Below are 12,117 nucleotides of genomic sequence, written 5' to 3' on the forward strand. Positions count from 1 at the left end.
ATGGATTATGAGCTTAAAAATAAGCTTGTTAAGATAATTTCAAAAAACATTCTCACTCCTGTTATATATATGATTGAAAACGATAATCTACTTGATTTTATATGTTTTTGTGATAGAAATATAAAAATGCAGGAAATATATAATGTAGAACAGCAAATAAAAGAGGTTACAAGCAAAAATGTTGAGATAATCGACATTCGTGAATTCGGCGAATCGGAAAGAATTGAAGTGATAAATCAAGCGACTTTAATTTATTCCGAACATCCGCTGATCGAAAAAATATTTGCTCAATCAATGATGGAAGATTTTAAAATTGCTATGGATGAAAGAAAGGACGTTCAGCAGAGATATAAAGAATGCGGAACGTGCTATTTACAGTAAAACAGAGGTAAATCAATGGAAAAGGATATTATAATTAAAGGTGCAAGAGAGCATAATCTTAAAAATATCGATGTAAAAATACCGCGAGAAAAGCTTGTCGTACTTACGGGACTTTCTGGCTCCGGTAAATCATCTTTGGCGTTTGATACAATTTATGCAGAGGGACAAAGAAGATATGTAGAGTCACTGTCGTCATATGCAAGAATGTTTCTCGGTCAAATGGAAAAGCCTGATGTAGATTATATTGACGGTTTGTCGCCTGCAATCAGTATCGACCAAAAAACAACATCAAAAAATCCACGTTCAACAGTCGGTACAGTTACCGAAATATACGATTATTTAAGACTTTTGTATGCCCGAATCGGTATACCGCATTGCCCTAAATGCGGTAAAGAGGTTCAAAGACAGAGTATAGACCAAATTGTTGACAAAGTTATGTCATTGGGCGAAGGTACAAAAATTCAAATCCTTGCGCCTGTCATACGCGGTAAAAAAGGTGAGCATAAAAAAGTATTTGAAAATGCAAGAAAAAGCGGATATGTGCGTGTAAAGGCCGACGGTGAACAATATGATTTAAGCGAGCCGATAGAGTTAAAGAAAACGCAAAAGCACAACATAGAAATTATCATAGACAGATTGATTATTCGTGAAAATATTGTTCAGCGACTTACCGATTCACTTGAAACAGCCATTGCATTGACAGGTGATGTTGTGCTTGTCGAGGTTATCGGCGGAGAGATTATGTCTTTCAGTCAGAATTTTGCGTGTGACGATTGCGGTATCAGCTTACAGGAGCTTACTCCGAGATTGTTTTCTTTCAATAATCCATACGGTGCGTGTGATAATTGTGACGGTTTGGGGGCGTTGTCTAAAATCGACCCCAACCTTGTTATAGCAGACGAAAATTTAAGTATAATAAACGGTGCTATTTCAGCAACAGGCTGGGCAACTGCAAACAAAAAAGATTCGATGGCTTATATGTATTTTACTGCCCTTGCAGATTACTACGGATTCGACGTAAATACACCGTATAAAGATTTGCCTAAAGATATACAAGACATTATTCTTTACGGAACAGGCGATACAAACATTCCTATGAATTATGAACGCAGTTACGGCAGCGGTAAATACAGTGCACCGTTTGAAGGCGTTATAACAAACCTTGAAAGACGTTATAATGCCAACACATACGATTATGTAAAGAACGACATTGAACGTTACGTCAATGACGTAACCTGTCCGAAATGTCACGGCGCAAGACTTAATGATGAAGTACTTGCGGTTACAATTAACGGAGTTAATATATATGAATTTACAACTATGTCTATCCAAAAAGAAATGGATTTTGTAAATTCATTGGAACTTACCGACCGTGAAAAAATGATTGGCGAACAGATTTTGAAAGAAATCAAGGCAAGACTTAAATTCTTGCTTGACGTAGGTCTTGATTATCTTTCATTGTCACGTTCGGCAGGAACTTTGTCGGGCGGTGAGGCACAGAGAATACGTCTTGCAACTCAAATAGGTTCGGGACTTATGGGAGTGCTGTATATTCTTGACGAGCCGAGTATCGGACTTCATCAGCGTGACAATGACAGACTTATCGAAACACTTAAGCATCTTCGTGATTTGGGTAATACTGTAATTGTTGTTGAACACGACACCGATACAATGTATGCCGCAGATTATATTGTCGACATCGGTCCGGGAGCGGGTGTAAACGGCGGTGAACTCGTAGGAGAGGGTACCGTTGAAGATTTGATTAAATCACCTCGTTCGATTACAGGTAAATATCTTAGCGGTGAACTTAAAATCGAAGTTCCTAAGGAACGCAGAAAACCGACAGGTTGGATTGAAGTACGTGGTGCAAAAGAAAATAATCTTAAAAACATCAACGTAAAAATACCGACAGGTGTTATGACTTGCGTCACAGGTGTTTCGGGTTCGGGTAAGTCGTCATTGGTAAATGAAATACTTTACAAAAAACTTGCTCACGTTTTAAATCGCGCAAGAACTCATGCCGGCGCACATAAAGAGATAAAGGGCATAGAACAGCTTGACAAAATCATTGATATAAACCAGTCGCCGATTGGAAGAACACCACGTTCAAATCCGGCAACATATACAAACGTTTTCGGTGATATTCGTGAAGTCTTTGCATCTACAAATGAGGCAAAAGTGCGTGGTTATAAATCAGGACGTTTTAGCTTTAACGTAAAAGGCGGACGTTGTGAAGCTTGTAGCGGTGACGGTATAAAAAAGATAGAAATGCACTTTTTGGCGGATATATTCGTTCCGTGTGAGGTATGTAAGGGCAAGAGATATAACAGAGAAACTCTTGAAGTTAAATATAAAGGTAAAAATATTTATGAAGTGCTTGAAATGACGGTTGATGAGGGTGTTGAATTTTTTGAAAACATTCCGAAGATAAAGCGAAAACTTGAAACTTTACAGGAAGTCGGTCTTGGATATATCAAACTTGGTCAAAGTTCAACAACTTTGTCAGGCGGTGAAGCACAACGTGTTAAACTTGCAACGGAGCTTTCAAAGAGAAGTACAGGAAAGACGATTTATATTCTTGACGAGCCTACAACAGGACTTCATACTGCTGACGTTCACAAACTTACGGAAGTGCTTGATAAACTTGTTGAAGGCGGTAATACCGTTGTTGTAATCGAACACAACCTTGACGTTATAAAAACCGCAGACTATATTATTGATATGGGACCTGAGGGGGGCGATAACGGTGGTACCGTAATTGCGTCAGGTACGCCTGAGCAGGTTGCAAAGGTTGAAAAATCTTATACCGGAAAATATTTAAAGAAAATGCTCGAATAAAACCTTGACAAAATAAAAAAAGAGTGTTAGAATAACTTTAAAGCGTAGATGAAGACAGTAGCATTAAGCAAAAATCACAAGAGAGAGAACGTCATGGGCTGTAAGCGTTCTTTGATGGGTTTGATGTGAATACCACTTCGGAGCTGCGGACTGAACAATTTATATTAAGTAAGTTTTGCCGTATTCCTTACGAAACAAGGACGAACTAAGTGACAGCTTATATGCTGTAATTAGGGTGGAACCGTGTATATTTATGCACCCCTAAGGTATGGATATTATCCGTACTTTAGGGGTGTTTTTAGTTTATAAAAAGAAAGGACTAATAAAAATGGAAATGAATGAACTACAAACACTAAGACATTCAGCCTCGCATATACTTGCACAGGCTGTAAAAAGACTTTATCCGGATACAAAACTTGCTATCGGTCCGGCTATTGATGACGGTTTTTACTATGATTTTGATACAGAGCATACTTTCACCCCTGAGGATTTAGAAGCTCTTGAAAAAGAAATGAAAAAAATCGCTAAAGAAAACCTTAAAATCGAAAGATTTGAATTGCCGAGAGCAGAGGCTCTTGAATTAATGAAAGATGAGCCATACAAAGTTGAATTGATTAACGATTTACCCGAAGATGCTACAATTTCTTTCTATAAGCAAGGCGATTTTGTTGACCTATGTGCAGGACCTCACGTAAATTACACAAGCAAGGTTAAAGCATACAAACTTTTAAGTGCAACAGGCGCATATTGGAGAGGTAATGAGAAAAACAAGATGTTACAACGTATTTACGGTACTGCTTTCCTAAATAAAGCCGACCTTGAGGCACATCTTGAACAGCTTGAAGAGGCAAAAAAACGTGACCATAATAAGCTTGGACGTGAACTTGAATTGTTTACAACAGTTGATTATATCGGTCAAGGTCTTCCTATTATGCTTCCAAAGGGTGCAAGAGTAATTCAATTACTTCAAAGATGGGTTGAAGATGAAGAACAAAAACGTGGCTGGCAGCTTACAAAGACACCTCTAATGGCAAAGAGCGACTTGTATAAAATTTCAGGTCACTGGGATCACTATAAAGAAGGTATGTTCGTACTTGGCGATGAAGAAAAGGATAAGGAAGTATTTGCACTTCGTCCGATGACTTGTCCGTTCCAGTATCAAGCGTTTTTAAACAGAGGTCGTTCGTACAGAGATTTGCCTATGAGACTTAATGAAACATCGACACTTTTCAGAAATGAGGCGTCCGGTGAAATGCACGGACTAATCCGTGTACGTCAGTTCACAATTTCAGAGGGACACTTGATGTGTACACCTGAACAGCTTGAAGAAGAATTTAAGGGTTGTCTTGAACTTACAAACTATATGCTTACAACTCTTGGATTAATCGAAGACGTTTCATATCGTTTCTCACAATGGGATCCTGACGACAGAGAAAAGTATATCGGTACAGAAGAACAGTGGAACGAGGCACAAGATACAATGGAGAAAATCTTGAAAGACCTTAACATTGATTATAAAGTCGGTGTCGGTGAGGCTGCATTCTACGGTCCGAAACTTGATATTCAAATTAAGAATGTACATGGTAAAGAAGATACCCTTGTAACAATCCAAATCGACCAAATGCTTGCCGAGAAATTCGGTATGGAATACGTTGATAAAGACGGTACTAAGAAAAATCCGTATATTATTCACAGAACATCAATCGGTTGTTACGAAAGAACACTTGCACTTCTTATCGAAAAGTATGCAGGTGCATTCCCGGTATGGCTTGCTCCTGTACAAATCAAGCTTTTGCCTATTGCAGACAGACATCTTGATTATGTATATGAAATTAAGAAACAGCTTGAGGCAAACGGTATTTTGCGTGTAGAAGTTGATGACAGAAGTGAAAAACTTGGTTATAAACTTCGTGAGGCACAGCTTGAAAAAGTACCTTATATGCTTGTTGTCGGTGATAAGGATATTGAAAATAACACTGTATCTGTTCGTTCAAGAAAAGAGGGCGACAAGGGTGCTATGGCAATAGATGAATTTATCAAAGCCGTTAAAGAAGAAATCGACACAAAGAGAATATAATTGTTAATGTAACGTAAATTTGCTCCCCGACATACTATACAGTGTCGGGGAGGGATTTATATGAGGCTTGGACTTTCACGAACAAGAAACAGAAATTTAAAAGGTGTAGGAATATTCTTTACACTGTTTTTTTTAATTTTTCTTATATGGCTTGTTTTCACAAAATTGCAACCGTCTTTTATCGAATATGCAAAGGTGTATTCAAATAACATTGCAAATGAGGTTGTAAACAGTGCAGTAGATGATGTATTTGTTGAAGAAGAATACCAAAGTCTTGCCAAAATTATGGAAAATTCTTCAGAAAGCATAAAGGCAATCGAAACGGATACCGCAAAGATCAATCGCTTAAAATCGGCAATAATACAGTCAATGCAGAAAAATATTGATTCACATAAAAGCGATACGGTATATGTACCGCTCGGAAGCTGCAGTAATTTATATTTTCTTGCCGGACTCGGTCCTAAAGTGCCGATACGAATATATCCGGTTAGTATTGTAAATGCTGATTTTAAAGAGAGTTTTGACTCTGTCGGTATTAATCAGGTAAAGCATAAATTGTATTTAGACGTATCTATGAAAATGTCATTCGTGGGAATGATGTTTGCACAAGCCGACACTGTCGAAACATCAGTGCTTTTAAATGAAACGATTATTGTAGGTGACACACCGACTTATTACGGAAATGGTGGAATGACTGCATCAGTCGAGTAGAAAGGAATTTTATTAATGAACGATATTGAAAAACGTATTGAAGAATTGACAAATGAACTTAATTATCACAACCACAAGTATTATGTTGATGATGCTCCCGAAATTTCTGATTTTGCGTTTGATAAAATGCTTGTAGAGCTTGAACACCTTGAAGAAAAATATCCTGAATATAAAAAGAAAAATTCACCTACCGTAAGAGTAGGCGGAGAAGCTGTTAAAAGTTTTGGTGAAGTTCATCACGACGTGCCTATGTTAAGTCAGCAAAAGGCATTTTCAAAAGAAGAAATACTTGACTTTGACAGACGTGTAAGAGCCGTTGTGCATGATGTAAATTACGTTGTTGAGCAGAAAATTGACGGCTTGTCTGTTTCTCTTGAATATGTGGACGGTGAATTTACAAGAGGTTCGACGCGCGGTGACGGTATTAACGGTGAGGATGTTACGGAAAATCTGAAAACAATTAAGAGCATACCTCTTACTTTAAAAGACGATATACCTTTTCTTGAAGTGAGAGGAGAAGTCTTTTTGTCAAGAGATAACTTTAATAAAATAAACGATATTTTAGAGGCGAGCGAACAACCGCTTTTTGCAAATCCGCGTAATGCGGCGGCAGGCTCACTAAGACAGCTCGATCCCAAAATAGCCGCAAAACGTAATCTTGACATATTTGTTTTTAATATTCAGCAAATACAGGGTAAAGAAATTTCAACACATATTGAAGGTCTTGAATTTTTGAAAGAACAGGGATTTAAAACTATTCTTGATAAAAAATCGTATTCATCTATAGAAAAGGCATATGAGAGAATATTAGAAATAGGTGAGGAGAGAGGTAACCTATATTTTGATATAGACGGTGCAGTAATTAAGGTAAATGAATTGACCGCAAGAGAAATGCTTGGAGATACCGCAAAATTCCCCCGTTGGTCTATTGCATATAAATATCCCGCCGAGAAACAGCAAACGGTTATAAGAGATATTAAAGTTCAAGTCGGAAGAACAGGTGTTCTTACACCTCTTGCAATACTTGATACAGTCCACATTGCAGGCTCAAATGTATCAAGAGCGACACTTCATAATCTTGACTTTATACGTGAAAAGGATATCAGAATAGGCGATACTGTTATTATTCAAAAGGCGGGCGATATAATTCCGGCTGTCGTTGAAGTTATAAAAGAAAATCGTGACGGCAGTGAAAAAGAATTTGAAATGCCGACACATTGCCTTGAATGCGGTGCTTTAATCGTGCGTGAAGAAGGCGAAGCGGCATATCGTTGCACAGGTGTGAATTGCCCGGCACAGCGACTTAGAAATATAATTCACTTTGTGTCTCGAAATGCAATGGACATTGACGGTCTTGGTCCGTCTATCATTGAACAAATGATAGAAAAAGATTTAATCGAAACCGCTGCCGATTTGTATTATGTAAAAGCCGAAGATATAGCCGAAATGGATAAAATGGGTGAAAAATCAGCACAAAATCTTATAAACGCTCTTGAAAAGTCAAAAACAAACCCATTATACAGACTGATAAATGCTTTCGGTATTCGTCATATAGGTGAAAAAGCCGCAAAGATTTTATCGGCAAAATATAAAACTCTTGATAATTTGAGAAACGCATCGGTTGAAGAACTTACCGAAATTGCCGATATAGGCGGTAAAATGGCACAATCGGTTGTTGAATTTTTTATGCAAGAGCAGTCAATCGCTTTTATTGATAAGCTTGAAAAAGCGGGTGTAAACTGTATAGACGACAGTGAAGATTCTATTATCGACAGACGTTTTGAGGGTATGACATTTGTTCTGACAGGAACACTTTCTAAATATAAGCGAAGTGAGGCAGGAAAAATAATAGAAAATTACGGTGGTAAAACATCGTCAAGTGTATCAAAGAAAACAACATATGTTCTTGCCGGTGAAGACACAGGAAGTAAACTTGACAAGGCGAACAGCTTGGGTGTAACGGTTATCAGTGAAGATGAATTTGAGGAGATGATAAAATGATTGAAGAAAAAGCATTTCAAATAAAGGATGAGCTGATTTCCATACGACGTCACCTCCACCGTACTCCTGAAACTGATTTTGAAGAAATAAAAACATCTTCATTTATTCGCAGTAAACTTGACGATTACGGAATACCTTATACAACCTCAGCTAAAACAGGAACAGTTGCCTTGATTAAAGGTAAAAACAGTAATAAAACTGTACTTTTGCGTGCTGATATAGACGGATTACCTATAAAAGACGAAAGCAAATTTGAAATAAAATCGGAACGCGAAGGATATATGCACGCATGCGGACATGATATTCATGCAACGTGTCTTTTAGGTGCGGCTAAAATTTTAAACGATATTAAAGATGAGTTGAACGGAAACGTAAAACTTGTTTTCCAGCCTGCTGAAGAGGGAGTAGGCGGTGCATTACCTATGATTGAGGACGGAATACTTGAAAATCCGCACGTTGACGCGGCTTTTGCACTTCACGTTGAACCGTTAGAAAAGACGGGCAATATCCAAGTTAAGGACGGCTCAATTATGGCGTCGCCCGACGATTTTAAAATTGTTGTTCACGGTGTCGGCGGTCACGCCTCCGCACCTGAAAAATGCGTAAATCCAGTTACTATCGGCACGGCAATTATAACGGAATTTGAAAAAATAAATGCAACTGTTCTAAAAGACAAGCCGTGTGTTATGACGGTTTGCTATTTTAACGGCGGGACTTGCAATAATGCCATTCCGCAAACTGCTGAAATTATGGGTACGGCACGTTCGCTTGACAATGAAACTCGTGAAATGCTCATAGAATTACTTGATAAAACGGCACATGAAACAGCAAAAAAGCATGGAACAACTATTGATTTTACATTCAATAAACTTTTTCCGCCTGTTGTTAATAACAGTGAAATGAATGATGTAATCAGAAACAGTGCAAAAAAGCTTACCTGCATAAACGAAGTAGTGACACTTGATAAACCGGCAATGGCGGGTGATGATTTTTCATATTTTGGAGAAAACGTTCCGAGTGCCTATTTTAAATTAGGTGTAGGAAATGTAGAAAAAGGAGCTGTTTATCCGATACATAGTCCGAAGTTTATAGCAGACGAAGACGCTTTACCTATTGGAAGTGCGATTTTGTCACAAACCGCAGTTGATTATTTAGATACTTATAATAATTAGTTTACCATAAAAATATTATGTAAACTAAATTGATTTTAAGAGGTTTTAAAATTGAAAAAAATAGCAGTTATAGATTGCAGAGCAGATGATAAAACTATATATACTCTTGAAAAATTAAATATCAAAGTAATTCCGACTTTAAAGATTGATAATCTGTATGACTCCGTTGCAACCCACGCAGATATTCAAATTCACTATATCGGAAATAATTGTTTTATATCTGCTCCCGAAACATATGAACATTACAAAAAATATATGCCTAAAAAGTGTACTTTAATTAAAGGACAAAACAATATAGACTCAAAATATCCGTATGACGTGTGGTACAATGCTACGGCTTTAAAAGATTATGTTATTTGTAATAAAGCATATACTGATAAAACGATTCTTGATAGTCACAATAAAGAAATTATTAACGTCAAGCAGGGGTACAGTAAATGCAATATTTGTATTGTAGACAATAATGCAATTATAACGTCTGATAACGGAATAGCCAAGACAGTGGCACAAAAGGGAATAGATGTCCTAAAAATATCATCAGGTCATATTGAATTGCGAAAACTTGATTACGGCTTTATTGGTGGAGCAACGGGACTTATAGATAATAACACGCTTGCTGTAAACGGTGACATTAATTCTCATCCCGACAGCGAACAAATTAAGGTGTTTTGCCATAAATATAATGTTGATATTATTCCGCTTAAAGACGGTAAATTAGTTGATATTGGAACAATTATAGTAAATATTTAAGTTAGGACTTGATTTTCACAAATAAATCTGATATAATATTCAAGAATTAAATAAAGGGAATGAGGTTCTCCCTTAGTATAATACTAAAACCGCTTATTTAAGCTGATGACTTCTGCACTATTTTTTTAATGCAGAAACATCAGCTTTTTCTGTATTTTATGGAGGAATATTTATGTTTTTTAGTTTAGCAATCATTTTATTGTTCGGTCTGTTACTTGGCGGAATATGCAAAAAACTACGATTGCCGTCACTTATATGAATGTTGGCAGTTGGAATTATAATAGGACCGTATGCACTGAATTTAATTGATACATCAATTCTTGAAATATCCGCACAATTACGCAAAATTGCATTAATTATAATTCTTGCAAGAGCCGGATTGTCGCTCAATGTGTCGGAATTGAAAAAAGTCGGCAGACCTGCTATAATGATGTGCTTTGTTCCGGCTTGTTTTGAAATAATAGGTATGATACTTCTTGCACCTAAATTGTTAGGAATATCCGTAGTTGACGCGGCAGTTATGGGTACAGTGGTAGGTGCGGTTTCACCTGCGGTTATTGTGCCTAAAATGCTGAATTTAATAGAGAACGGCTACGGTAAAGATAAAAGCATTCCGCAACTTATACTTGCCGGAGCGTCGGTTGATGACGTGTTTGTTATAGTTCTTTTCTCTGCATTTCTCGGTCTGTCGCAAACAGGAGATATGTCTGCTGTCAGTTTTGTAAAAATCCCAATATCCATTGTATTGGGTATAACTGTCGGTATTTTTGTCGGAATAGTGTTAGGCAATTTTTTTGCTAAAGCACATATCAGAGATACGGTAAAAATAATCATTTTAATGTGCGTGTCGTTTTTGCTTGTTGCATTTGAAGATACTTACGGTGGAATTGTGCCGTTTTCATCGCTTGTTGCCGTTATGTGCATAGGTATTTCTTTGCAAAAAGTCAGAAAAGAGGCGACTGAACTTCTTTCTCAGCGATACAACAAACTATGGGTTGTTGCGGAAATATTATTATTCGTGCTTGTCGGTGCAAGCGTTAATATTGATTACGCACTTAAAGCGGGAATAGCAGCAATTATATTGATATTCTTAGTTTTGCTATTCCGTATGTTCGGCGTATTTATTTGTATGTTTAAAACAAATCTCAACTTAAAAGAAAGACTGTTCTGTATGATAGCTTATCTGCCAAAGGCGACTGTTCAAGCCGCAATAGGCGGAATACCACTTTCTATGGGATTAAATTGCGGTGAAACAGTTTTAACCGTTGCGGTTTTGTCAATAATAATCACCGCACCGTTGGGAGCATTTTTGATTGACTTGACATATAAGAAACTATTGACAAAAAACGCTTTACAAAAGCAAATAAAATGATATAATTGTATTATATTTTATTTTAAGGTGGTTTAGTTTATGAATGTAACATTAAAGCGTGACGGATTAACTTTGAGAGGCGAACTTTTAAAGCCGGACGTTGAAAAATGCCCGATACTTATTATATTTCACGGATTTATGGCGAATATAGGCAAAGATGATAAATCAATGTTTTATCAGATTGCACATGAATGTCTTAATAACGGTATCGCAACAATACGGTTTGATTTTGACGGTCACGGCGCCAGTGACGGTGAATTTTGTGATATGAATGTATTAAGCGAAATACTTGATGCCGCTAAAATAATTGATTATGTCAGAGGACTTGATTTTGTTACCGAAATAAATATACTCGGTCATTCTCAAGGTGCTTTGGTAGGCGGTATGATGGCGGGATATTATCGTGAATGTATCAGTAAACTTATAATGCTTGCTCCTGCCGCAACAATTAAAGACGATTCTTTAATCGGCTCGTGTTTCGGTACTCCGTATGATATGATAAACGTACCGGATAAATTCCATGTAAAAGATAATGAGGGTAATCATTATGAAGTCGGCGGTATATATTTCAGAGTTGCAAGAACATTACCGATTTATGAAACTACATCAATGTTCTGTGGTAAAACACTGATCATACATGGTACTGCCGATGACGCAGTTGGAGTTATCGGTTCTCGCAGATATAAAGAATGTATGCCGCATAATACCGAACTTGTATTAATTGAAGGTGAAGGACACGGTTTGGATAATTCATTGGATGATATAAAGAAACGTGTTATCGAGTTTTTGAAGAAATAATTATAATCAGAGTTGAA

General features: G+C 37.1%; 9 protein-coding genes, 1 riboswitch and 1 other annotated feature. All 9 genes read left to right on the plus strand.

Annotated features, from left to right (window positions below):
* The 9 genes from ACSAMO_RS01340 (at nucleotide 1) to ACSAMO_RS01380 (ending at nucleotide 12,100) form a co-directional block, all read left to right on the plus strand.
* A complete protein-coding gene (locus tag ACSAMO_RS01340; protein ID WP_118446280.1) occupies nucleotides 1-381 on the plus strand; it encodes a hypothetical protein in 381 nt (126 codons plus the stop codon).
* A 15-nt stretch (nucleotides 382-396) separates the two neighbouring features.
* Nucleotides 397-3,219 carry an excinuclease ABC subunit UvrA gene (gene uvrA, locus ACSAMO_RS01345; protein WP_499209627.1) on the plus strand — a complete coding sequence of 941 codons (2,823 nt, stop codon included), beginning with the start codon at nucleotides 397-399 and terminating at the stop codon, nucleotides 3,217-3,219.
* Between the two features lie 36 nt (nucleotides 3,220-3,255).
* Nucleotides 3,256-3,485, plus strand: a binding site (T-box leader).
* Between the two features lie 62 nt (nucleotides 3,486-3,547).
* Nucleotides 3,548-5,296 carry a threonine--tRNA ligase gene (thrS, locus tag ACSAMO_RS01350; RefSeq protein ID WP_412579193.1) on the plus strand — a complete coding sequence of 583 codons (1,749 nt, stop codon included), beginning with the start codon at nucleotides 3,548-3,550 and terminating at the stop codon, nucleotides 5,294-5,296.
* Between the two features lie 60 nt (nucleotides 5,297-5,356).
* Nucleotides 5,357-6,007, plus strand: a complete 651-nt coding sequence (yunB, locus tag ACSAMO_RS01355; protein ID WP_337599204.1) for a sporulation protein YunB — start codon at nucleotides 5,357-5,359, stop codon at nucleotides 6,005-6,007.
* A gap of 15 nt (nucleotides 6,008-6,022) precedes the next feature.
* Entirely contained in the window at nucleotides 6,023-8,008 is a 1,986-nt protein-coding gene (gene ligA, locus ACSAMO_RS01360) for an NAD-dependent DNA ligase LigA (RefSeq protein ID WP_499209628.1), read from the plus strand.
* Nucleotides 8,005-9,180, plus strand: coding sequence for a M20 metallopeptidase family protein (locus ACSAMO_RS01365; RefSeq protein ID WP_499209629.1), 1,176 nt, complete (start codon nucleotides 8,005-8,007; stop codon nucleotides 9,178-9,180). Before ligA ends, ACSAMO_RS01365 begins: the two co-directional genes overlap by 4 nt.
* A gap of 51 nt (nucleotides 9,181-9,231) precedes the next feature.
* Nucleotides 9,232-9,930: a DUF6873 family GME fold protein gene (locus ACSAMO_RS01370; protein WP_499209630.1), complete on the plus strand. Its 699-nt coding sequence runs from the start codon at nucleotides 9,232-9,234 to the stop codon at nucleotides 9,928-9,930.
* Nucleotides 9,931-9,976: 46 nt separating this feature from the next.
* A riboswitch (Fluoride riboswitch) is annotated at nucleotides 9,977-10,052 on the plus strand.
* Nucleotides 10,053-10,189: 137 nt separating this feature from the next.
* The gene (locus tag ACSAMO_RS01375) at nucleotides 10,190-11,302 is read left to right on the plus strand and encodes a cation:proton antiporter (RefSeq protein WP_499209631.1); all 1,113 of its coding nucleotides are present in this window, start codon (nucleotides 10,190-10,192) and stop codon (nucleotides 11,300-11,302) included.
* A gap of 39 nt (nucleotides 11,303-11,341) precedes the next feature.
* Complete coding sequence (locus tag ACSAMO_RS01380; RefSeq protein ID WP_499209632.1) at nucleotides 11,342-12,100, plus strand: alpha/beta hydrolase; 759 nt, start codon at nucleotides 11,342-11,344, stop codon at nucleotides 12,098-12,100.
* The last annotated feature ends 17 nt before the right edge of the window (nucleotides 12,101-12,117 follow it).

The organism is Ructibacterium sp. SJQ-7, from assembly GCF_054696575.1.

Coding starts and splice junctions, on each gene's coding strand:
- ACSAMO_RS01375 (WP_499209631.1), top strand. CDS start 10,190: ATGTTGGCAGTTGGAATTATAATAGGACCGTATGCACTGAATTTAATT.
- ACSAMO_RS01380 (WP_499209632.1), top strand. CDS start 11,342: ATGAATGTAACATTAAAGCGTGACGGATTAACTTTGAGAGGCGAACTT.
- ACSAMO_RS01340 (WP_118446280.1), top strand. CDS start 1: ATGGATTATGAGCTTAAAAATAAGCTTGTTAAGATAATTTCAAAAAAC.
- ligA (WP_499209628.1), top strand. CDS start 6,023: ATGAACGATATTGAAAAACGTATTGAAGAATTGACAAATGAACTTAAT.
- yunB (WP_337599204.1), top strand. CDS start 5,357: ATGAGGCTTGGACTTTCACGAACAAGAAACAGAAATTTAAAAGGTGTA.
- uvrA (WP_499209627.1), top strand. CDS start 397: ATGGAAAAGGATATTATAATTAAAGGTGCAAGAGAGCATAATCTTAAA.
- ACSAMO_RS01365 (WP_499209629.1), top strand. CDS start 8,005: ATGATTGAAGAAAAAGCATTTCAAATAAAGGATGAGCTGATTTCCATA.
- thrS (WP_412579193.1), top strand. CDS start 3,548: ATGGAAATGAATGAACTACAAACACTAAGACATTCAGCCTCGCATATA.